This is a genomic window from Vibrio sp. M250220 (assembly GCF_036533795.1).
Lineage (GTDB): Bacteria > Pseudomonadota > Gammaproteobacteria > Enterobacterales > Vibrionaceae > Vibrio.
The window spans coordinates 23999-47230 of record NZ_JATABI010000054.1; the positions used below are offsets into that span (position 1 = coordinate 23999).

Below are 23232 nucleotides of genomic sequence, written 5' to 3' on the forward strand. Positions count from 1 at the left end.
TTAATCCCTGATTTGATAATGATAGCCTAAGAACTGCTTAAACTTTTTCACTACATGTAAGCTATGTCGCAGCAAGTCACGCTCGGTTCGGTCTATCTGACTGAGATCGATACGGTTGTGGTTATGTTGATTACTTAATTGCTGATTCAAGCGCAGTTTAAACAGTAGCTTGAGGGCTTCGCTAAGGTTGTCAGCAGTGTCAGGTTCTAGAATCCGCTTTTTGCGTAGGGCTTCGATGCGCTCAAAGGTGTTTTTCTCTTCAATACCGTACTCCAGTGACAAGGTGCGAATACCATGCACTATTGGGAAGATACCGCCACTTTTGACATCCACCCCTTGTTTGTCTTTCTTTACGTTGCCAAACAGAGTTAACGGAAGAGAAAACTGTAGAGCGGGACGAGAGAAGTCTTGCAACGCCAACATGTTATTGAACATGATTTTCTTCAAATGTGCCATGACGGGTTCTAGCAACGATTTGTTGCCTGCAACCGCGTGAGCGTCGGTGAAGATAGCAAGATCCATGACTTGCTCTGCGGAGTTGGGTTTTGACCACACGCCTATGGTGTTCTTCCATGCGGTTTGTGTTTTAACCCATTTTGGATTGTTAACCATCACTTTTCCTGGGCAGAGAGGGTAACCCAATTGCTGCAATGTGTGTGTTAGCTGTTCCATGACGGCTTCACACTGATGCCAGTGCACATCGTCTTTAATAATTAAGGCGTTGTCTTGGTCTGTTTTGAGGATTTGTTCTCCTCGCCCTTCTGAGCCTAAAACAACCAGACAACACTGGTCGTGAAGGGCGGGAGGAACAATCAGTTCAAAAGCTTTTTCGATGATTTGTTCATTAACCGCAGAGATCAACTCCATGATAAAGCGGGTGCGAATACCGTTATTAAGCAGACTTTCTACTAGGTGACGCTGACGATTAGAAGCCAGTGCGAGTTCTTCAATGCTTGAGCTGCGAGCAATACTTAAGGTCAGTACATGAGAGTGAGTGGAGAAAGCACTCAAAATCTGTGTCATGTCGAGCATGCCAACCGCTTCTTTACCATCGGAGACCATGACGCGCTTCATTCGATTGCGCGTCATTTTTATCATGGCGTTAAACAGAAAATCCCCATTCTCGACATGAATGACCGGAAAAGTTGCAATTTGACCAACTGGGGTGTCGAGTGGATGGCCATCAAGCATGACTGCGTGAAGCATGTTGGTTCGAGTGATGATGCCATAAGGCAGAGAATGTGGGTCATTCACTACGCGTTCGTCATCGTCATTGAGTCTGACGAGTGCAGAATCAATCCCGTTTTGTTTTAAAGTGAGTGTCACTTCATTGAGTGGTTGCTCTGGTGACAGTAGCATCGGTGGATGATAAATATCGCTATCCACTTTGGTCAGAATAAATTCAGCGAGATTTTGCTGCTGTTGGGCGGCTTCAATCAACTTTTGTCTACGAGCTAGGTTGTTATCGAAGTAAGCGGCAAATTGACCATTGGCGTTGTAAAGTTCTAGAAAAACCGTTTTTGGGAGCAGATAAGAAAGTGTGTCTTCGAGTGCCACATATCTGTGCTTGACAGTCTCTTCGAACAGCGCGCGAACATCAAACAAGTCATCATTGGCGTAGTGGGCAAAGATCTCTTTGTCGTCTTCTGAACGTTCCTCAACGGCGCCCTTGATGAGTATATGTAAATGCTGACTGGCGACACCAGGCTGGAGTAAGGTCTCTTTGGCGCGAAAGTAAGCTACATCGAGTGAGCTACGCAGTTTTTTTTGCTGCTCAGGGTCTAAACGGTCAAAGGGTGGGGATTGCATATTGAACTTATCTGGCATAGCGACTGACTCATGCGATCTCTACATCCGTTTAGTGTGCAGGATTTTGACAATTGTGCTAGACGACTTTGGTCGAACCCGTGGCATGGACATTTTCTAATATGACAATAGGGAAACTAAGTTGTGATAATTCTTCCCTTTTTATTCCGCCTTGAGCAAACGATAATACCTTGCCCCTTATTTGATGTATTTCGAGGTTTTGATGTTAACCCCTTCTCCTTATGGCTGGATCTCCCAGTATTTTGTTGGCTTCTTTTTTGCCTACGGCGTCTATCTGCCGTTTTGGGCATTATGGTTTGAAGAGCAGGGGATATCCGCAGCTGACATTGGTCTACTTGTCGGCATTGGTTTTGCGACTCGTTGCGTCGCTAATATGGTACTGACGCCTCGAATTCATAAAGTCGAACATTTAATTCCGGCACTCCGCTGGTTGACGGTGGCCTCGATTATTTTTGTCGCATTTCATTTCTTCACAGGGGGAAGCTTCTGGTTGATGGCGTTGGCCACGGTACTATTCAACCTTTGTTGTGGTCCTGTTGTTCCACTTTCTGATGCCATGGCAAACTACTATGCACGGCTTAAGATGCTCGACTACGGACGTACCCGTCTATGGGGTTCCCTTGCCTTTATCGCAGGGTCAACTGTGGTTGGCTACCTTGTTGCTCAGTACGGTTCAGATATGATTATCTATACCGCGTTGTCAGGTGTCATCGTCGCGCTAATCTTTTCGGCGCGTAGCATTAACCCAATGCCCGTGACGACCTCAGAAGATGACGCTGAACGTCCTAAACTGACTGAGTTGCTGCGTGAACTGCCTGTGATTAAATTTTTACTACTGGTGGCAATGATTCAGGGAAGTCATGCGGCGTATTACAGTTTTAGTTCAATTTATTGGAAAGGTGCGGGTTATTCTGAAGACATAATCGGTTACTTGTGGAGCTTAGGGGTGGCGGCTGAGGTGGCAGTATTTGCTCTAAGTAAACGTCTGTTCTCTGGCTGGAGTTTGCGCGCTTTATTTGTCGTAGCAGCACTAGGGGTAATCGTTCGTTGGGGTCTAACCGCGTCGACGACGGCATTGTTAGCGTTAGTTGCAATCCAGCTATTACACGGCGTGACTTTCGCGATGGCACATATTGCTGCCATTCAATATATTCAGCATTCAGAGCAGCGCAAAATGGTGGCACTGCAAGCCTTATATAATGCGATTCCGCTCGGTGCTTTTATTGCGCTAATGACGACCCTAAGTGGCTGGGGATATGAACACTGGGGTGCGAATATTTTCTGGGCAATGGCCGTGATGGGAGTGGTGGCTCTATTTATTAAGGTTGAGCCGCAAGGACACAGTGCCGATCAGATAATGAAAGCGGAGCCCAAAGCACAAAATTAAGCCTATTTGATTGAGTTCGTGTGCTTTAATGAGTTTAATGAAACCTCTTCAATATGAAGAGGTTTTTTGTTTCTGACCAGAACAAATACCATGGATGAATAAGATAAGGATATCTGATGCAAGGATGGCTCGTGATCACCGTATCACTGTTGTATCTCGGTTTGCTGTTTCTCATTGCCTGGTACGGTGATAAACAACACTCTTGGTTAGCGAAGTGGCGACCTTGGGTCTACAGCTTATCCATTGCTGTGTACTGTACCTCTTGGACCTTTTATGGCACCGTTGGGCAGGCCAGCAGCAACCCATGGTCATTTCTTCCCATTTATCTAGCCCCAATACTGGTGTTTACTCTAGGCTGGCGTATTCTTGCTCGCCTTATCATTACGGCTAAACGGGAACATATTACGTCGATAGCTGACTTTATTGCGGCACGCTACGGCAAATCCCAAGGTTTGGCTGTGGTGGTTACTTTAATCGCGGTAGCAGGCATCCTACCTTACATAGCGCTCCAGTTGCGTGGTATTACCATGGGATTGGAGATCATCGCCCCAGATTTGCCAGCACAATTCGAAGGGTCAGGGTTCGATGTGTCTTGGTTTGTTGTCGTTGCATTGGCTATCTTTACCATGCTGTTTGGTACACGACATATCGATAATACCGAGCACCACCGTGGCATGATGATGGCGATTGCGTTCGAATCGATTATCAAGCTGGTGGCCTTCCTTGCGGTTGGCCTGTTTATCCTATTTTTGGCATTAAACCGAAGCGATGTGGAATTAGTCGACATCGCTCGACAAACCTATCAGTCGCCCAATATTCCAACTTTACTGATCCATACTCTGCTCACTATGTTGGCAATTGTTTGTCTGCCGCGTCAGTTCCATACCATGGTCGTAGAAAATGAACGAGCGCAAGACTTGCACACAGCGCGCTGGTTATTTCCGATCTACCTGATTTTGATGGGCATCTTTGTACTACCAATCGCTTGGGTCGGGCAATCACTGTTGACTGATGCGAGTCCTGATACCTATGTCATCAGTCTACCGATGGCTGTTGGGGCGCAAGATGTCGCCTTGCTGGCATTCTTGGGGGGAACATCCGCGGCGAGTGGTATGGTGATTGTCTCGACAATCGCACTGGCAATCATGGTCTCGAATGATTTAGTCATGCCGCTGTTGCTACGCAGAATGCGCTTGTCTCAGCGTAATCACAGGCATTTCTCCGGTTTACTGTTGGTTATTCGCCGTGGGCTAATCCTGTTGCTGCTGCTTGGTGCATGGGCTTTTTATCAGGCGTTGGGCAGCATCCACTCCTTGTCAGCGATCGGTTTTCTTTCTTTTGCGGCGATCACTCAATTCGCCCCAGCCCTGCTAGGTGGGATGTACTGGCGACAGGGCAATCGAAAGGGGGTTTATGTTGGCTTAGCGGTTGGCTTTACCCTCTGGTTGATCACTTTGATGAGTCAGACTGATATGTTGGCGGGTAGCGCGGAGAGTAATCTGTTGTTATGGCTGATTACACCACCTGATTTGCTGCAGCATTGGGATGTGACTAATTCTGATTGGGGCATATTGCTGAGTATCTCTCTCAATGCTCTTTGCTACGTTGTCGTTTCGCTGTTTACCCGCGCAAGTTTGAGTGAACGACTACAATCCGCTTCTTTCGTTGGTACTCCATTACCAGAAAGCGAGAACATGAGCCTTTATCAAAGTCGAGTGACCGTCGGCGAGTTAGAAATGCTCGCTTCTCGCTTTGTTGGTCGCCAGAGAGTGCGTAACGCCTTCCGACAATATTGGCACCAGCAACGAGAAACCATGCTGCCAAATCAGCAGGCTCCATCCACCTTAATCCGCCATACTGAGCGTGTTCTCGCTGGTGTGTTTGGTGCTTCTTCAGCAAAGTTAGTACTAACTTCAGCTCTGCAAGGACGCAACATGCAGTTAGAAGAAGTGGCTACCATCGTCGATGAAGCGTCAGAGCTGTATGACTTCAGCCGAGGTCTATTGCAAGGTGCGATTGAACACATAGGTCAGGGAATTGCGGTGGTCGATAAGCAGTTACGGCTGGTGGCGTGGAATCAGCGCTATCTTGAATTATTTACTTTTCCAGCCGGACTGATTCAGGTTGGTCGACCGATCGCCGATGTGATTCGCCACAACGCTCAACAAGGTCTATGTGGCCCAGGCGACCCTGAAGAACATGTTCGTCGGCGTGTGTTCCATTTAGAGCAAGGTACGCGGCATACCTCGTCGCGGGTTCGCCCTGATGGTCGAGTTATTGAAGTTCAGGGCAATCCAATGCCGGGTGGCGGCTTTGTTATGAGTTTTACTGATATTACGGTGTTCCGAGACGCAGAACAGGCACTAAAAGACGCCAATGAACGCTTAGAAGTGCGAGTGAGAGAGCGAACTCAAGAGCTAGAACAATTGAACAAAAAGCTGGTTGTGGCAACTCAGCGATCGGAACATGAATCTCAATCTAAATCTCGCTTCTTGGCAGCAGTAAGTCATGATTTGATGCAGCCGCTCAATGCGGCTCGTCTGTTTGCGTCCTCGTTATCAGAGGTTGCGAGTGAGCCAGAAACCAAGCAGTTGTCTGGTCATATAGAGAGCGCATTGGGGGCGGCCGAAGATCTGATTGGTGACCTGCTGGATATTTCTCGTCTTGAGTCGGGCAAACTTGATACTCACGTTCATGGTTTTGCCATCAATGACGTATTGTCCAATCTCAATGCCGAATTTAGTGCCTTAGCCAAGCAACAGGGCATTGAGTTTTCAATGATACCGAGCCGGATGCTGGTTCAGTCAGACCCTAAGCTACTGCGCCGAGTGGTGCAAAACTTTTTGACCAACGCATTTCGCTACAGCCCTAAAGGAAAGGTTGTGCTTGGCGTCAAGCGTGTTGGGGGGCAAGCGAGAATCGATGTTTGGGACAACGGCATGGGGATCGACGAAGACAAACAACAAGAGATCTTCGAGGAGTTCAACCGTGGTAGTCAGGTCCGTTCAGATCAAGGGCTTGGCCTTGGTTTAGCCATATCAAAAGGCATCGCTCATGTGCTGGGTCATCAAATCACCATGCGCTCATGGCCGGGCAAGGGAAGTGTTTTCTCTATTACGCTAGCACGCAGTGAAAAAGTCCTGCCTCCGGTTAAAGAGAGTGTTGCAACCACAGTCTCTGACCTTAGTCATTTGAAAGTTCTTTGTGTCGATAATGAACAAGATATCTTGGTTGGAATGGATAACTTGCTCGGACGTTGGGGCTGTGATGTTCGCACGGCTATCGATTTGGTGGGCTGCTTGCAGTCGATAGACGAGCACTGGGTACCAGACGTGATATTGTCAGATTACCGTCTTGATAATGGGCGCACGGGTCTAGAAGTTCTACAGCAGTGTCGTTTACGTTTAGGTGATAGTTTTGTTGGGGTCATCATCAGCGCCGATCGTACCGAAGATATGTTGTATGGCATTAAATCGAACGGCTTTAGTTTTATTCCTAAGCCAGTCAAGCCTCTAAAATTGAGAGCGGTGTTGAATCGGGTGTAGGGGTTTAGAGTGGGCTTCGCCCTGCGAGAATTTAGAACGCTGCGCTCTGAGAACGGACTTCGTCCTTCGAGATGCTAGAACGCTTCGCTCCGATAATCGAGACCAGACTCCGTCCTTCGAGAGGTGCGCGTTATAGCTGCTGGGTAGGTATCTGAACCAGAGCTTTTTGTTGGGAACTTACGTCTAAAATACAGAAAAAAAGGTTGACGCCTTAACGTCAACCTTGCAAATTTTCTCGCTTCTCGCTTCTCGCTTCTCGCTTCTCGCTTCTCGCTTCTCGCTTCTCGCTTCTCGCTTCTCGACAAACGCAGTCTGTGTCTCGCCATAGTAAAGCGTGCCATTGGACTGAATTGCCACACGTAACCAGCTCTCTTCAGATTCAGGTTTCGGCAGGGAAACCATCCATTGTTGTCCACTACTATCTGCGGATTGCATATCAACGGGCTGTCCGCTCTGCTCTTGGCCGTTAACCAGCGACAATTTTACCCCTTCTAAAGGAAAGGCGGATTTTAGCGACAGTTCTAGCCCTTGTGCTGTGAGTTTTTCGGAGCGAAATTGCACTTTAAAATCGCCGTTGGTCATGTCGCATAAACCACTGGTATAACGACAGTTAGACTTAGCCGCCAGCTTATATGTTTCCCCTTCAACAGCGGCATGAGGTTTCTCACTCAACGCGATATCTGCGCCGAAATAGGCAATGATGGAAAGAATCGGGGCGATCAGTAAGGCGATGATTAAGTGCTTATTTTTGAACATCTTGGCTTCCTTGCTACAACAGACAGCGAATACGGTAACTGAAATTTGAGAAGAAAAAAGCCCCAGATGGGGCTTTTGTGGTTTGGATTAGATTTTAGTGGTCAACAGCGCCGCCAGCACCAGCTGGTACACGTACGTGTTCAACCAGATCTTTCACTTCTTGTGGAGTTTCTGCTGTTACTTTCGATACAGCGAATGCCACGATGAAGTTGAATAGAGCGCCAATTGCACCAAATGCATTTGGTTCAATGCCTAGGAACCAGTTGCTGCCCCAGCTCTCTAGATATTTCCACTCAGGGATGAATAGAATACCTTTGTGCTGGAACACATAGAACAGCGTGATACTGATACCCGCAATCATACCTGCGATGGCACCTTCTTTATTGATGTTCTTGCTGAAGATGCCCATCATCAGTGCAGGGAAGATAGAGGATGCCGCTAGACCGAACGCCAGAGCTACCGTACCCGCTGCAAATCCTGGTGGATTGAGGCCTAGATAGCCTGCCACCGCAATTGCGACCGCCATAGAAATTCGGCTGGCGAGTAGTTCTTTCTTCTCAGATATGTTTGGATTGATGACACCCTTGATTAAGTCATGGGATATCGCGGACGAGATAGCCAACAATAGACCCGCTGCCGTTGATAGTGCGGCTGCAAGACCACCCGCTGCGACCAATGCAATTACCCAGTTTGGTAGTTTAGCGATCTCTGGGTTCGCCAGTACCATAATGTCATTATCAACTTTGAGTTCGTTGGTTGCTGCATTAGATGTGTACTGGATAGCACCGTCACCGTTCTTATCATCAAAGCTCAGTAGACCTGTCTTCTCCCAGTTCTTAAACCAGTCAGGACGCTCATCGTAAGCAAGGTGTTGTCCAGGTGCTGGGTTTACTGTATCCATTAGGTTCAAACGAGCCATTGCAGATACTGCTGGAGCAGTAGTGTATAGAATCGCGATGAATACGAGTGCCCAACCTGCTGAAGTACGTGCATCACGTACCTTAGGTACAGTGAAGAAACGGATGATTACGTGTGGTAAACCAGCAGTACCGATCATAAGTGACATTGTGTACACGAACATGTTTAACGTATCACCACGGACTTGGGTCGTGTATTCACTAAAGCCAAGTTCGGTCACGACCTGATCGAGCCTATCGAGTAGATAAACATCGGTACCTTGAAGCGTACTACCTAGACCAATCTGAGGTAGAGCGTGGCCTGTTAGTTGCAGAGAGATAAAGATTGCTGGAATGGTGTAAGCTAAAATGAGTACGCAATATTGAGCAATCTGCGTGTACGTAATCCCTTTCATACCACCCATTACGGCGTACATGAATACGATACACATACCAATCAGAAGACCTGTTGAATAGTCAACTTCTAGGAAACGACCAAACGCAACACCAACACCTTTCATCTGACCGATAACGTAAGTTACAGATGCGATGATAAGACATACAACCGCTACGATACGCGCTGCGTTTGAGTAGAAACGCTCACCTACGAACTCTGGTACAGTAAACTTGCCGAACTTACGCAGGTAAGGTGCAAGTAGAAGTGCTAGAAGTACGTAACCGCCTGTCCAACCCATTAGGAATACAGAACCGCCGTATCCCATAAAGGCGATAAGACCAGCCATAGAGATAAATGATGCTGCTGACATCCAGTCTGCTGCTGTTGCCATACCGTTGGCGATCGGGTTTACACCACCGCCAGCAACATAGAACTCTTTAGTTGATCCAGCACGTGCCCAAATCGCAATACCGATGTAAAGGATAAAGGTCGCACCAACAACGAGGTAAGTGATAGTTTTCAAATCCATCTGAGTTACTCCTTACTCATCTACGCCGAATTCACGGTCAATTTGGCGCATTTTCCACGCGTAGTAGAAAATAATACCTAGGAAGGTATAGATGGAACCTTGCTGTGCGAACCAGAAGCCCAGTTTGTAACCACCTAGTTGAAATTGATTGAGTACATCGACAAATAAGATGCCGCAGCCAAAAGAAACGACAAACCAAATCACCATTAGGCTGATCATCAGTTTTACGTTCTTATCCCAATAGGCTTTGGCTTTATCTTGACTTTCAAACGCCATTGCCGCCTCCTTACGATTGGTTTTGTTGTTAAGAAAATGTTTCAGCATCTACATTAGCAAGGGTTGGACAAGATCTCTTTTCAACTTTAGTCGTGGCATGAAAAACAAAAAGCGCCTAAAAATTAGGCGCTTAAGATAAGTGGTGGTTGTTTTTGTGATGTTAACGTTGTGTTAAATTAGCCTAAAGTCTAACGTTTCCCGCTCAAACTCAGAAATTATTTTACTAAAGATAGGAATTTTTGATCCCCACCAGTAGGTTATTGACTGCAACGGCAGCCAAAATTAACCCCATAACACGGCTAATAATGGCGGCACCGATTTTTGGATATGAGTCGCTCCTAGCAGCAGTAGCAGTCCTACTGCAGCTTGGAAGGCGGGCAGAGGAACCTGCATTGCTTCTAGTAACAATTGACTAGCGGCGAGGAAAAACAGCAAAACCCCAGTAGCAATAGCGACCGCTTTTAGTGCAACCAGACGGCGCTGTTTGGCGGTGAGGTGTTGTGTTTGGGATAGGTAAACTGGCACTGAACCAATAGGGTCAATCACCGCCCATAAGACGACGAATTGGGTAATTAACATGCTTAGCAAGAGAAGTACTCCCAGAGTTAGTGAACTGAGGAGTAAATTAGATTGATGCTTGATACAAGCATTTTAGAAAAAAACAGCGATGTCAGTGTTAATTTCTCGTGAATTAAGTTTCATATTCGAGCTGTTGAAGTAAAATTACTGCTTGAGTTCGGTTTTTTACACCTAACTTTCTGAAAATCGCCGTCATATGAGCTTTTATGGTGGCTTCTGATACATTTAACTCATAAGCAATCTGCTTGTTTAGTAGACCATCAGATAGCATTCCTAAAACTTTGTACTGTTGTGGCGTTAAAGTGGCAATTTTTTCTGCTAAATCGTTACAGGCCGCATTGTTGGTAATGGAACCCTCTGGGAAGAAGGGGTCACCGTTTAGCACTTGGTTTAATGCGCTAACCAACTCTCTCATATCACTCGATTTAGGAATAAAACCAAATGCACCATGGCTTTTAACTTGAGTGACTACGGCAGGTTCTTCACTCGCAGAGACAACAACAATCGGTAGGTCAGGGTATTCGGCACGAAGTTGCATCAGGCCGGACATCCCGTTGGCGCCAGGCATCTTCAGATCGAGGAGTAGCAAGTCTGGCTCATCCTCTTTCGCGAGTAACGAAAGAAGGGCATCTAAAGAATCTGCTTCCAGCAGATTCGCACCACTGACCGCCATATGCACTGATTGAAACAGGGCATTGCGAAACAGCGGGTGATCATCAGCGATGATTATGGTGTATGTCGAATCCATGACGTTAACTACTTATGAATGTTTGGTTAATAGAATTATTAACATCTTTGCATGTATGGACAATATTTATGCGCTAAAAGTCTGAAGTGTATCGGGTTTTATTAGTGATATTGCATATAGATGCGCGAGGGTGATGGAAAAGAGCAGATTAATCAGCGTCCTCCGATGACTGAAGGACGCCGAGAGATGGCTTAAAGCTGGTGATTATTCAGATGATTAAGGAAGGTTTTTGCGTCCATAAATCCAGTGATACGAGCGTTGGAAATTGACTCTCCGTTGGCACCCCAAAATTCAATAGTAGGTAAGCCAAGCACGTTCATTTTTTTCAGCAACTCGATATCCTGAGGTTGGTTACGAGTAACATCCGCTTGCAGCAAAACAAAATCCTTTAGTCGCAACTCAACATCTTGCTGGTGGAAGGTATATTTCTCAAATTCTTTACATGCAACACACCAGTCGGCATAAAAGTCTAGCATCACTGGTTTTCCGAGTTTTTTCGCTGAGTCGAGTTGCTGTTCGAGCTGGGCAACATTTTCAATCCGAATGAACTCGATTTGACTCTGTTTCTCAACACTTGCTGTGTTGCCAAAGTAGTAGTTCAATGCTGGCTGTGCTGAAGCGAATAAACCGAGCACCGCAACTATCCCAACGACACTTTGTTTCCACCCTCCAAATGAGAGTAAGTTTTTAACGTGATACAGCCAACCGAATGCCACTAGACCAAGGGCGGACCATAAACCCGTCGCCCAAGCTTCAGGCAAAATACGTTCAAGTAGGAAGATAGGAGCGGCGAGTAACACGAAACCAAACAGTGTTTTCACTCGATCCATCCAATTGCCTGCTTTAGGCAGAAGTTTATTGCCAAATACCGCGACGAGCATCAATGGAATACCCATCCCAAGAGCTAAGGCGTAGAGTGCGACACCACCGGTGACTAAATCACCACTTTGAGCAACGTACAGAAGCGCTCCTGACAATGGAGCGGTCGTGCAGGGTGAACAGACTAGGCCAGAAATTGCTCCCATAGCAAACACGCCCAATGAGCTGCCACCTTTCTGTTTATTGCTGAGGTTGTTGAGCCAAGTCTGAACCGAACTAGGAAGCTGCAAACTGTAGAGGCCAAACATGGATAGTGCTAGGGCAACGAATAGTGCGCTGAGTCCGATCAGTACATAAGGATGTTGCATTGCCGCTTGGAACTGCATACCCGCAGAAGCGACGACTAGTCCAAGTAGGGTGTAAGTCACCGCCATCCCTTGAACATAGATAAAGGCCAGTCCAAGAGCTCGACTATGGCTAAGCTTACCGCTACCTAACACGATACTGGTTAAAATCGGGTACATAGGCAACACGCAAGGTGTGAAAGCCAAACCTACACCAAGGGCTAAAAATAGGAGGGGGGTCCACCAGTTATCGCTTAGCTTTGAGGCTAATTTAGACTCGCTAGACACCGGAGGATTGTTAGATTCTGTTGCAGGTGATGCCTCATTAACAGCGTTGGCTGCTTTGTTTTGGATTACCGCGCTACTTTCTTGAAAGTCAAAACTGGTCAGATCGAGAACTCGAGTTTCTGGCGGGTAGCAGAAACCTGCTTTGGCACAGCCTTGGTATTGAACAATTAAACGGGCGCCGTCTTGAAAGTTTGCTAACGGAACTTCGACAAATAGTGGCGAAGTGTAAATATTCACCTCACCAAAGAACTCATCTTTATAAGGTTCGCCATCACGCATTTCAACATCACCAAGGGTGATGTTTTCTCCGCTAACTGAAATTCTATGTTGGTAGAGGTAGTAGCCCTCTTTAACTTGCCAATCTAAAAATACCCTATTCCCTTGCTGATATGAGTTGAATGGGAAGGCTTGATCGACTGGCACGAAGGAATTGCTGTTCTGACCGAAAGTTGGCGCAGAGTTTGAGCTACCAAAAAGCGCCATAGCAGGCATTGAAATTACGGATAACAGCAAGACGAAAAAGGAGAATACGACGCGCATAGAAGAGCCACAGAGTTAAATTTGATTCATTTTAACTCAATCAGACAGGAGAAAGCGCGAATAAGTTTCAACTTGATGGAATTATTACAGATATTCGTCAAGTGCTAGCCACACCCCTCGCCGTTCTAGAGGGGTGTGAAACAGATAGAGTGCTAAGAAACACCTAGGCGAGCGCGAACGACTCTTTCACAGGCTTCGATATTATTGGTATCTTTTGGAATCACCAGCACCGTATCGTTACCGCCAACAGTACCAAGAATTTCAGTATGTGGGTCGATATCGACAAGGCGGGCGACCAATTGCGCACTGCCTGGGTGCGTCTTAACGACAACCATTGATTGGTTGTGAGTAATGAATTCAATTTGCGATGAGATAGAGGACCCTACACGAACGGGTGCAGTTTCTACTGTTATGCAGTAAACCTTTTTACCGCAAGCATTCTGTACTTTAACTACCCCTAATTGTGAAAGTAGTCGAGATACGGTTGACTGGCTTATGCCTTCGAAACCAATAAGAACTAATGCTTCGCGCAGCTCGTTTTGCGTGCTAAAGCTCTGCTGCTGAAGAAGACGCTTACAAGCCGCAGTAAGAGTTTTATCTTCGCTGTAATCAACGGTGACCGAGGTTAGAGTTTCGCTCATGGGAACTCCTCAAAAAAACATGGCGTAGGAATACGATCATCCATGCTGGTATCAGCACATAACTCCATATAAGTGCTGCTTAATTGTGAGCAATCACTTCTGTGGTGATTTGATTTGTCGTTTGATAAATAGATTAACACCAAATTTTGTGTGGCATTGTGAAAGAGATCGCCAAACAAACAACTGGTCATTGCGGTTTTTTGTGAGCTGAAATTCTGTTGAGTGTGGATATTTATTCGCTGCTGCGAATAAATATCCAGTGCGGTAAAGGGCGTTGCGTTGCAGGATTAGATACCTGTTGAATTAACGCGCTTCAGTCATGATTTCACGAGAGAATACTTTTTCACAGTAGTGGCATTTTAACTGCACATTCTCATGTTTCTGTTGCACTTTAAATCGACTTTCAACGGGCTCTCCGTGTGAAATACAGTTGCTGTTAGGACATTCGAAAACACTTTCAATGCTTTCTGGCAAGGTCAAATTCAGCTTACTTATCACCTTGTACTCTTCAATCTGATTGACGGTAGCTTTTGGAGCATACAGAGCTAACTGGCTCGCTTGCTCTTTCGTCAGGTAGATGTTTTCGATCTTGATCAGGTCTTTTGAACCAAGTGCCGATGAAGGTAGGTTAAGGCCAATCGTGATGCGTTGGTTTGCTTTGTGCATCTTAAATAGCTTAAGAATTTTGATACCGATATGCGCAGGGATATGGTCAATCACAGAGCCGTTACGAATCGCTTCTACCTGAAGTTGAGTTTCTTTCACCATGATGTCTCTCCTGCTTATTAAATGTTTTCGTTAAGTACTAGTGCCAATAAAGCTTCGCGGGCGTATACGCCGTTTTCTGCTTGCTCGAAGTAGTAAGCGTGCTTGGTTTTATCTACATCAATGGTGATTTCATCAACACGCGGCAGTGGGTGTAGAACTTTAAGATTGTCGCGAGCCTCTTTAAGCGTGTCTGCTGTGAGGATAAATGCGGACTTGATGTGCGCGTATTCTGACTCGTCAAAGCGCTCTTTTTGAACACGGGTCATGTACAGCACATCTAATTCAGATACGACATCTTCGATATTGGTGTGGTTGCTAAATTGAATTCCTGCTTCCTCAAGTTCTTCACAAATGTAATCAGGCATCGCTAATGCCTCTGGCGCGATAAAGAAAAATCGTACGTTATCGAATTTTGCTAGTGCTTGAGTTAGAGAGTGGACAGTACGGCCATATTTTAGGTCACCGACGAAAGCCACATTTAGGTTATCTAAAGTGCCTTGAGTTTCGTAGATAGAGAAAAGATCCAGTAGAGTCTGAGTTGGATGTTGATTCGCTCCGTCACCGCCATTGATGACAGGTACACCGTTAGAAAATTCAGCAGCTAGACGTGCAGCGCCTTCTTGTGGGTGACGCATCACAAAGGCATCAACATACGATGAAATTACCTGCACGGAATCTGCCAGCGTTTCGCCTTTTTTGGCCAGTGAAGTGTTACCACCGTTATCAAAGCCAATCACTGTACCACCTAAACGCTGTACCGCGGTTTCGAAAGAAAGACGTGTGCGCGTTGAAGGCTCGAAGAAGCAGCTTGCAACCACTTTGTTCTTAAGCAACTCAGGATTCGGTTCAGCTTTTAGCCTTGCCGCTGTGTCGACAACCAGCTCTAACTCTTTACGGCTGAGCTCTGGGATGGAGATAATGTGCTTGTTAAATAACGAATGCGCCATAGCAGTTTTCCTCGTCTCGAATCAGGATGACAGACAAAAAAAAGCCCCCTAAAAATAGGAGGCTTCAAAATAGAATAAATGGAGAAAATGAAACAGATAACATCCCCGACTCTGGGCGTGTTTTGCAACAGCGTTCGATGGTGGATATGTGTGTCATTGTTTTCTCCTTAGACAAATTGCGGAGGATTATACGTACAAAAAAACGCCTTGCAAGCGTTTGCGAAAACTATCCAAAAAATGGATTTTTATGCGAATTTTGCATATTTTCGCTCTATTTTCCCAACCGTTGTAAGAACTTGCTTTAAGGCGTTTTGCTGACGATTTTTTTTCAAACTGTGTGAAAAAAAATGCGGGTTTTATTCAGGGGGATTTTACTCTCCTTCCTAAATGCCACCCGCATTCCCCTGCAGTTCGATTAGTCGCCTAGAGTTGCCACCATTACCGCTTTGATAGTGTGCATGCGGTTTTCTGCTTCATCGAATACGATAGAGTGTTTAGATTCAACAACTTCATCCGTTACTTCAACACCGTCTTTTAGTTGTGGGTAATCCGCAGCTAGTTGTTTACCAACCGTTGTATCTTCACCATGGAACGCTGGTAGACAGTGCATGAATTTCACATCTGGGTTACCCGTCGCTTTGATCATGTCCATATTGACTTGGTAAGGCATCATTAGGTTGATACGCTCAGCCCAAGCTTCTTTCGCTTCACCCATAGATACCCAAACGTCAGTGTATAGGTAATCACAGCCTTGAACGCCTTCTTGAACGTCTTCTGTCATGGTGATCTTAGCACCAGTTTCTTCAGCGATTGCACGACATTGAGCAACAAGCTGCTCTTCTGGCCAGAATGCTTTTGGCGCTACAAGGCGAATATCCATACCCATCTTAGCCGCACCAACCATGAGTGAGTTACCCATGTTGTTACGTGCATCACCTAGGTAAGCAAACTTGATTTCATGCAGTTGTTTACCACGGCCGTGTTCCATCATAGTTAGGAAGTCAGCTAGGATTTGAGTTGGGTGGAATTCATCTGTTAGACCATTCCATACTGGTACACCAGCGTAAGCGCCTAGCTCTTCAACGATTTCTTGACCAAAGCCACGGTATTCGATGCCGTCATACATGCGACCAAGAACACGCGCAGTATCTTTCATTGATTCTTTGTGACCGATTTGAGAGCCAGATGGGCCTAAGTAAGAAACTTGAGCGCCTTGGTCAAATGCCGCAACTTCAAAGGCACAGCGAGTACGAGTTGACGTTTTCTCGAAGATTAGCGCAATGTTTTTGCCTTTTAGACGAGGTTGCTCATAGCCGTTGTATTTTGCTTTTTTAAGTTCCGCAGAAAGATCCAATAGGTGCTGGATTTCACGTGGAGTAAAGTCTAGTAGCTTTAGGAAGTTACGGTTGCGTAGGTTGAAAGCCATGATGTTTTCCTTCTTATCGTTTAACGCTTTCTGGTTGCAGGGAAAGAGGTAGAAAGCGCAGTAATAAATTGAGTATTTTTGCCTTTGATGACAGTTGGGGTTCAGAAGCCTCGCTAATTCAACGAGACACAAGGCTTCTGACCCGATTCAAACTGTCAGCAGTGTTAACCTTTAGTGATATTGGTGCCCGCAGTGCCTTGTAGGATGCGAAGACCATCTTCTAGTGAGCCGATGCCGACCACTTTGCCGCCTTGTTTAACGAACTCACATGACGCTTCGATTTTTGGTCCCATTGAGCCAGCATCAAATTGGTATTTGGCCAGTTCACTAGGAGTGGTGCTGCGTAGTGCATGTTGAGTTGGTTTGCCCCAGTCTAGGTAAACCGCGTCGGCGTCAGTCAGGATAAGTAGTGCATCCGCATCTAGCTGTTTTGCTAGGAATGCTGCTGACATGTCTTTGTCGATAACGGCTTCGACGCCAACCAGTTTGCCGTTTTCACGTTTAACTGGAATACCACCGCCGCCAGTACAGATAACTAGGTGACCTTCATCGATGAGCTTAGTAATCGCTTCGTGCTCGATGATGCCAGTTGGTTGTGGGCTTGGTACGACACGGCGGAAGTGTTTGCCATCTGGTTTGATAGTCCATTGGTACTTCTCAGCCATTTCACGCGCTTCAGCTTCTTCGTAGATTGGACCGATAGGCTTAGTTGGGTCAGCAAACGCAGGATCGTTTGGATCAACCGTCATTTGAGTCAACATGCAAGTCGCGTTGATGTCAGGCATTTGGTTCTTGAACTCTTGCATCAGCATGTAGCCGATCATGCCTTGTGTTTCGCTACCCAGTACGTCAAGTGGGTATGGAGATACTTTCTTGTATTCCAATCCTTGAAGAGCGAGTAAACCTACTTGTGGACCATTACCGTGTACCAGTACCACGTTGTACTCTTTGGCAATTTCAGAAATCGTTTTTACCGCGATTTCAATGTTATGGCGTTGAACTTCTGCTTCTAGTGGCTCACCGCGACGAAGTAGGGCGTTACCGCCAAGTGCTACTACTACTGTTTGTTTAGTCATTGCTTTAATCTCTCTGCAGGGGCAGGAGCAATAGGGCTCCTGCCACAAATCACTTAGTTAGATACCATCACGCTCGATTGGGCAGCTCATGCAGCGCGCACCGCCACGACCACGACCTAGCTCGTCACCTGGGATAGGTAGAACCGTGATACCTGCTTTGTCGTATTTCTCGTTGGTGTAAGTGTTGCCTTCGTAGCCAATGACCACGCCTGGTTTCACCGTAAGAACGTTGTTAGCGTCGTTCCATTGCTCGCGTTCTGCGTGGAAGTTATCACCACCAGTGGTGATTAGATTTAGCTTGTCTACGCCTAGTGCTTTCTCGATAGCAGTAACGAAGTAGTCTTCTTCTTTCACATTTACTTTGCCAGATTCATCGCCAGTTAGGCTCCAGCACTTAACGTCTTTACGAATAACTTCTGGGTAGACAGAGAAGGTATCTTCATTCATGTGCGTCATTACAGTATCTAGGTGCATACAAGAGCGGTGTTTAGGTAACTCCATTGCAATGATCTGTTTCGCTTGACCGTTTTTGAACAGGCCTGACGCTAGATGTTCAACACCTTGAGCGGTTGTACGTTCAGACATACCGATTAGCACTGAACCGCGGCCGATAACGAGTACATCACCGCCTTCAATCGTAGAGTTGTCGTAGTTGATGTTTTCATCATCGCCGAAGTATTTAATGAAGTCTTGGCCAGCGAAGGTTGGGTGCCAGCGGTAGATAGCACGTACGTGGTTTGTTTCGCGTTGACGAGCCGGTTTCGCCATTGGGTTGATAGATACACCACCGTAAACCCAGCAAGACGTGTCGCGAGTGAATAGATGGTTTGGAAGTGGTTCGATGATGAAGTCAGTTGGAGCATGCAGACCTTGCATCATTGAAGATGACTTCATTGGCATTTCTGCGTATGAAAGACCACCAGTCAGGATTTTTGCAAGTTCTAGGTTTGGTAGATCACCTAGGTAGCAGCGAACATCGTTAGCGAACGTTTTACCCAAGCGGTAATCAGAAACCTGACGGCTTAGAAGCCAGTCTTTTGCTTCAGGAACTGCTAGAGTATCAGCAAGCAAATCAGTAAGAAGAAGAACTTCAACACCTTGATCGCGCAAAGTTTGAGTGAATACGTCGTGCTCTTTACCTGCACGCTCTACCGCTAATACGTCATCAAATAGCAGGTCGTGACAGTTAGAAGGCGTCAGGTGAGTTAGAGCTCGTCTTGGACGATGAACAAGAACGCGACGTAATTGACCGATTTCAGAACCTACGTAAAACTTACTCATGATCGTATCTCTCTTATTTTATAATTAGTCTTTATTTAAAAACTAATAATTAATTTTTAGGGAATTGAGGTGTGAATTTATTTATTCACTTATTTTGTTTCTGGAATTCATATTACGCCTGTTGGTGTAGGTTTCTTAGAGATCAATCACAGAACGTTTTTTATGCTCCAGCCCTTGTTTTATAAGGCTTTTAACAATATCTATGCAGTTGTTATTGAGCTGTAATACCCCTAAAAAGCCGCTTGTCGTGGAATTTTATGCATTCAGTTATTCAACAGGCTAAGTAAATATTTGATATGAGGAAGAATATGCATTGTGATTATATTGATTAATGTCTGAATAAGATTGAAATATGCAGTAAATCGCCCTAGTTAAGTGTTTTTGTAAGTGTATTTAATCGTTTTATAACAAAATATTTGGTGGTAAATGTAATCTCGATCACATTAAGGATTTTGAATTCAATTATTCGATATTGGTGAGTGGATTAATTTAATTAATTATATTTGATACTTTTTCTAATTAACGGAAAAGCATCGGCATACTGATGAACGCTTGGTACGGATAATACGCACGCCATAGAGGGAATTTGGACCTGACTTATGGGCAAAAGAGGCCACAGCGGTTTGCAAGGGCGTGAGAAGGTAGGAGGTAAAGGTATTGACCGAATCTGTTTCGGAAAAGAGAAAATCCTTTACCCGCAACAAAACAAAAAAACCGCCCGAAGGCGGTTTTGAGTGGGCTCACTACCTTGTGAGCTAGGGTTAGGAAAAGAAACCTAGATTAGAGCGCCAATACTTAGCACAGCAATACAGAATAGAGTCAGGATGGCAAGTAGTGGTGCGACCCATTTCACCCAACGCACGTAGGGTACGCGAGCAATAGCAAGACCACCCATAACCACTGCTGATGTTGGTGTAATCAAGTTTACCAAGCCAGATGCAGATTGGTATGCAGTGATAACCAGATCTCGACCTACGCCTGCGAAGTCTGCTAGCGGTGCCATGATTGGCATTGTGAGTACCGCTAGACCTGAAGTAGAAGGCACTAGGAATGATAGTAAGATCTCAAGGAAGAACATCACGTTAATGAACACAACAGATGAAAGACCTGTAACCATTTGTTCAGCAGAGAACAGAATAGTGTCGGTAATCATACCTCGGTCCATGACCACAACAATACCGCGCGCGATACCGATAATCAGTGCGACACCTAGTAGGTCGCGTGCACCATCAATAAAGCTATTAGTGAACTCTTCTTCGCTCATGCGAGCAACTAAGCCGACAAGAATCGTTGCAGCTAGGAACATCGCAGAGATTTCTGCCATCCACCATCCAGCAACGGATACGCCGTAGATCATCACACCAAATGAGCCGCCAAAGATAGTCAGGATGACTTTGCGAGTGGTAGTGAACTCAAGACCTTCGTCAGATTGGTTGCCTAAGAAATGAGCCTTGTTCTCTTCGTATTTGTCGTAAACGATTGATTTAGATTGGTCTTCACGCACCATACGAGCGTAGCGCATAACGTATGCTACACAGATGCCGTAGCCCACAACCAACATAATCGCACGTAACATTATGCCGTCGGTAAATGGAATACCAGATGCGTTTGCTGCGATAACAGTAGCAAATGGGTTGATGGTTGAACCTAATACACCGATACCTGCGCCGAGTAGTACCGTTGCCGCTGCAACAAGTGGGTCGAAGCGTGCAGCCATCATGACAGGGACAAGAAGGGTGTAGAATGGTAATGACTCTTCAGCCATACCGTAGACAGTACCACCTGCAGCGAATAGTGCCATCAGGATAGGTATCATCATCTCCTCACGGCCTTGCAAACGATGGGTAACGCGTTCGATACCCGCATCAATGGCACCTGTTTTGGTCACAAGACCAAGGAAACCACCGATAACAAGGATAAATAAAGAAACGTCGATAGCCGCTGCTTCATAGCTATTGTGGTCATAGAAACCATCAATAGGCGCTAGAAGTACATCGATAACACCTTGCGGGTTTCCTTCAACCGCTTTATAGGTTCCGGTGACTGGGACTTCACGGCCCAGATCTTCGTTCATTGCACGGTCGTATTGGCCTGCTGGAACAATCCAGGTCAGCATTGCAACCAGAGCGATTAAGACAAAAAGAATGGTGTATGCAGAAGGGAATTTAAAGTTGGCAAAGAAGCCGCCTTTTTTTGCTTCAGTCGGTACAGTTTGGGTTGTCATGGCTATCTCCTTACTTTTATTTATATACCAATAAATAAAAGTGAATCAGCGACTCATTGTTATTAATAATTAAATAACTTATTGGTAGGGTAAGTTATTGGTATTCGTTTAAATATTTAGAACGTTATATTTCCGTTCTTTGTTGTCATTTTATAAGTATTAAGATGAGATTAACCTTGGTGATCTTCACAAAAACATACAGATGAAAATCGATTGAGTCAGGATGTGTTTTTTTCTTGGGTTATTTGTTTGAAATAGGCGGATTAATATTCTTTATCGATATGGAGAAACTAGTGTTGAGCAAGCGCTGATGGGGTAGATTAGAATTGACGGGAATTTTATTCAAACAGCGGGATTAAAATGCATAAAAGGTTTTTGAACACTTTGTTGATTAAAGTCAAAAATAAAATGTGATCTTAATTTTTTACGAAAAACAAAATAAAAAAGGGAGCCGAAGCTCCCTTTTTAATCGTCGTGTTTATTAAATGAATAAACCACCGAATGTAAAGCCAAGAGCAACCGCTGATGCAATAGTCACCACACCAGGGATAAAGAATGGGTGGTTAAATACGTATTTGCCAATGCGTGTTGAACCTGTATCGTCCATCTCTACCGCTGCAAGCAGAGTAGGGTAGGTAGGCAGAACGAACAGTGCACTCACTGCAGCGAACGAAGCCACTGCCGTTAGCGGAGCAACACCAATAGCAAGTGCCGCAGGCATTAGAGCTACGGTAGTTGCACCTTGTGAGTACAGCAGCATTGAAGCAAAGAACAGTACCATTGCTAGCATCCATGGGTAATCAGCAAGCAATTCACCGGCCACCTCTTTAATGCCTGCAACGTGCGCGTTGACAAACGTTGAACCAAGCCATGCAACACCTAAAACACAGACACATGCAGTCATACCTGAACGGAATGTTGCCGCTGATGGGATCTTAGATGCATCAATTTTGGTAATAAGTACGATTGCTGCTGCTGCTGCCAACATCACTGTCATGATCGCTTCGTTACGGCCCAGAGCCGGGTCTTTGATCAGACCAATTGAACCAGAGATTGCAGCGGCATAACAAACCACAAAGCCAATTGCAGCAAGGAAGATGTAAGTGGCTGTTTTTGCCGTTGGTAAGATTTCACGTTGGGTTTCAGTTGATAGCTTGATCAGACCTTTTTCAAGACGTTCTTGATAAATTGGGTCATCTTTAAGTTCACTACCCATGAAGTTCGCGACGAATGCACCAATCATACAAGCAAGGAATGTTGTTGGAATACATACAGCCAGTAGCGTCAGGTAATCAACACCCATAGGCGCTAGCATAGCCGCGAATGCCACAACAGCTGCAGAGATTGGCGAAGCAGTGATAGCAATCTGAGAAGCAACAACCGCGATAGATAGAGGACGAGAAGGACGTACACCTTGACCTTTAGCAACTTCAGCAATAACAGGCAGTGTTGAGAACGCAGTATGTCCCGTACCTGCCATTAGCGTCATGACGAAAGTTACAATTGGCGCATAAAAGGTGATGCGCTCAGGGTGTTTACGCAAAAAGTTTTCTGCCACTTGCACTAGCCAGTCCATACCACCGGCAACTTGCATTGCGGCAATTGCTGTGATTACAGACATGATGATGAGAATAACATCGACCGGAATAAACGCTTGGCTGGTTGGTACGCCAAGCACTAGAGAGAGTGCAATAACACCTGCACCACCCGCTAAACCAATTCCGATACCGCCAATTCTTGCTCCTAAATAGATAAAGAGCAGAACGACAAACAGTTCGACTGCCACCATATTGATACCTCTTAAATGTAAATGATAATTCGAATTACCTAACGACTCAGTGTCTAAGTGGTTAGATAATAGGAATGGAAAACCTTGCGTATTGTGTGGTTAACGTATGAAAGTCCAAAAAAGGGCTCCTTGGGAGCCCTTTCTTGCGG

The 23232-nt window shown here is 45.6% G+C and carries 15 protein-coding genes and 2 pseudogenes; 2 read left to right on the forward strand and 15 right to left on the reverse strand.

What is annotated here, in order from left to right; translation table 11 throughout:
- Nucleotides 1–1827: a DUF294 nucleotidyltransferase-like domain-containing protein gene (locus QTN94_RS16790; protein WP_331417607.1), complete on the reverse strand. Its 1827-nt coding sequence runs from the start codon at nucleotides 1825–1827 to the stop codon at nucleotides 1–3.
- 202 nt (nucleotides 1828–2029) lie between these two features.
- Between QTN94_RS16790 and QTN94_RS16795 the strand changes: the two genes are divergently transcribed.
- Both QTN94_RS16795 and QTN94_RS16800 read left to right on the forward strand, forming a co-directional pair.
- Nucleotides 2030–3214 carry a 3-phenylpropionate MFS transporter gene (locus QTN94_RS16795; RefSeq protein WP_331417608.1) on the forward strand — a complete coding sequence of 395 codons (1185 nt, stop codon included), beginning with the start codon at nucleotides 2030–2032 and terminating at the stop codon, nucleotides 3212–3214.
- Nucleotides 3215–3330: 116 nt separating this feature from the next.
- A complete protein-coding gene (locus QTN94_RS16800) occupies nucleotides 3331–6759 on the forward strand; it encodes a PAS domain-containing hybrid sensor histidine kinase/response regulator (RefSeq protein WP_138973017.1) in 3429 nt (1142 codons plus the stop codon).
- 297 nt (nucleotides 6760–7056) lie between these two features.
- Here QTN94_RS16800 and QTN94_RS16805 read toward each other — a convergent pair.
- From QTN94_RS16805 to QTN94_RS16870, 14 genes and pseudogenes are all read right to left on the reverse strand, one after another.
- Nucleotides 7057–7515 (reverse strand): annotated as a pseudogene (locus QTN94_RS16805) (hypothetical protein); the annotation flags it as partial.
- 94 nt (nucleotides 7516–7609) lie between these two features.
- Nucleotides 7610–9337, reverse strand: coding sequence for a sodium:solute symporter family protein (locus tag QTN94_RS16810; protein WP_331417610.1), 1728 nt, complete (start codon nucleotides 9335–9337; stop codon nucleotides 7610–7612).
- Nucleotides 9338–9349: 12 nt separating this feature from the next.
- Nucleotides 9350–9613 carry a DUF4212 domain-containing protein gene (locus QTN94_RS16815; protein ID WP_331417611.1) on the reverse strand — a complete coding sequence of 88 codons (264 nt, stop codon included), beginning with the start codon at nucleotides 9611–9613 and terminating at the stop codon, nucleotides 9350–9352.
- Between the two features lie 223 nt (nucleotides 9614–9836).
- A pseudogene (locus QTN94_RS16820) lies at nucleotides 9837–10201 on the reverse strand (MarC family protein).
- A 103-nt stretch (nucleotides 10202–10304) separates the two neighbouring features.
- Nucleotides 10305–10940 (reverse strand): response regulator transcription factor, encoded by a 636-nt coding sequence (locus QTN94_RS16825; protein ID WP_331428319.1) that lies wholly within the window; start codon nucleotides 10938–10940, stop codon nucleotides 10305–10307.
- 191 nt (nucleotides 10941–11131) lie between these two features.
- Entirely contained in the window at nucleotides 11132–12931 is a 1800-nt protein-coding gene (locus QTN94_RS16830) for a protein-disulfide reductase DsbD (protein WP_331428320.1), read from the reverse strand.
- A gap of 152 nt (nucleotides 12932–13083) precedes the next feature.
- Nucleotides 13084–13572: an arginine repressor gene (locus tag QTN94_RS16835; protein WP_331417614.1), complete on the reverse strand. Its 489-nt coding sequence runs from the start codon at nucleotides 13570–13572 to the stop codon at nucleotides 13084–13086.
- A gap of 303 nt (nucleotides 13573–13875) precedes the next feature.
- Nucleotides 13876–14340: an aspartate carbamoyltransferase regulatory subunit gene (gene pyrI / locus QTN94_RS16840; protein WP_331417615.1), complete on the reverse strand. Its 465-nt coding sequence runs from the start codon at nucleotides 14338–14340 to the stop codon at nucleotides 13876–13878.
- 17 nt (nucleotides 14341–14357) lie between these two features.
- Complete coding sequence (gene pyrB, locus QTN94_RS16845; RefSeq protein ID WP_331417616.1) at nucleotides 14358–15287, reverse strand: aspartate carbamoyltransferase; 930 nt, start codon at nucleotides 15285–15287, stop codon at nucleotides 14358–14360.
- A 415-nt stretch (nucleotides 15288–15702) separates the two neighbouring features.
- A complete protein-coding gene (locus QTN94_RS16850) occupies nucleotides 15703–16713 on the reverse strand; it encodes an ornithine carbamoyltransferase (RefSeq protein WP_269377083.1) in 1011 nt (336 codons plus the stop codon).
- Nucleotides 16714–16877: 164 nt separating this feature from the next.
- A complete protein-coding gene (gene arcC / locus QTN94_RS16855; protein ID WP_138972744.1) occupies nucleotides 16878–17789 on the reverse strand; it encodes a carbamate kinase in 912 nt (303 codons plus the stop codon).
- Nucleotides 17790–17846: 57 nt separating this feature from the next.
- Nucleotides 17847–19070 (reverse strand): arginine deiminase, encoded by a 1224-nt coding sequence (gene arcA / locus QTN94_RS16860; protein ID WP_331428321.1) that lies wholly within the window; start codon nucleotides 19068–19070, stop codon nucleotides 17847–17849.
- A 775-nt stretch (nucleotides 19071–19845) separates the two neighbouring features.
- The gene (locus QTN94_RS16865) at nucleotides 19846–21294 is read right to left on the reverse strand and encodes a YfcC family protein (protein ID WP_331417617.1); all 1449 of its coding nucleotides are present in this window, start codon (nucleotides 21292–21294) and stop codon (nucleotides 19846–19848) included.
- Between the two features lie 481 nt (nucleotides 21295–21775).
- Nucleotides 21776–23083 (reverse strand): anaerobic C4-dicarboxylate transporter, encoded by a 1308-nt coding sequence (locus QTN94_RS16870; RefSeq protein ID WP_138972747.1) that lies wholly within the window; start codon nucleotides 23081–23083, stop codon nucleotides 21776–21778.
- Nucleotides 23084–23232 lie beyond the last annotated feature (149 nt).

Coding starts and splice junctions, on each gene's coding strand:
- arcA (WP_331428321.1), bottom strand. CDS start 19,070: ATGAGTAAGTTTTACGTAGGTTCTGAAATCGGTCAATTACGTCGCGTT.
- QTN94_RS16865 (WP_331417617.1), bottom strand. CDS start 21,294: ATGACAACCCAAACTGTACCGACTGAAGCAAAAAAAGGCGGCTTCTTT.
- QTN94_RS16815 (WP_331417611.1), bottom strand. CDS start 9,613: ATGGCGTTTGAAAGTCAAGATAAAGCCAAAGCCTATTGGGATAAGAAC.
- pyrB (WP_331417616.1), bottom strand. CDS start 15,287: ATGGCGCATTCGTTATTTAACAAGCACATTATCTCCATCCCAGAGCTC.
- QTN94_RS16825 (WP_331428319.1), bottom strand. CDS start 10,940: ATGGATTCGACATACACCATAATCATCGCTGATGATCACCCGCTGTTT.
- arcC (WP_138972744.1), bottom strand. CDS start 17,789: ATGACTAAACAAACAGTAGTAGTAGCACTTGGCGGTAACGCCCTACTT.
- QTN94_RS16790 (WP_331417607.1), bottom strand. CDS start 1,827: ATGCCAGATAAGTTCAATATGCAATCCCCACCCTTTGACCGTTTAGAC.
- QTN94_RS16800 (WP_138973017.1), top strand. CDS start 3,331: ATGCAAGGATGGCTCGTGATCACCGTATCACTGTTGTATCTCGGTTTG.
- QTN94_RS16870 (WP_138972747.1), bottom strand. CDS start 23,083: ATGGTGGCAGTCGAACTGTTTGTCGTTCTGCTCTTTATCTATTTAGGA.
- QTN94_RS16795 (WP_331417608.1), top strand. CDS start 2,030: ATGTTAACCCCTTCTCCTTATGGCTGGATCTCCCAGTATTTTGTTGGC.
- QTN94_RS16810 (WP_331417610.1), bottom strand. CDS start 9,337: ATGGATTTGAAAACTATCACTTACCTCGTTGTTGGTGCGACCTTTATC.
- QTN94_RS16835 (WP_331417614.1), bottom strand. CDS start 13,572: ATGAGCGAAACTCTAACCTCGGTCACCGTTGATTACAGCGAAGATAAA.
- QTN94_RS16850 (WP_269377083.1), bottom strand. CDS start 16,713: ATGGCTTTCAACCTACGCAACCGTAACTTCCTAAAGCTACTAGACTTT.
- pyrI (WP_331417615.1), bottom strand. CDS start 14,340: ATGGTGAAAGAAACTCAACTTCAGGTAGAAGCGATTCGTAACGGCTCT.
- QTN94_RS16830 (WP_331428320.1), bottom strand. CDS start 12,931: ATGCGCGTCGTATTCTCCTTTTTCGTCTTGCTGTTATCCGTAATTTCA.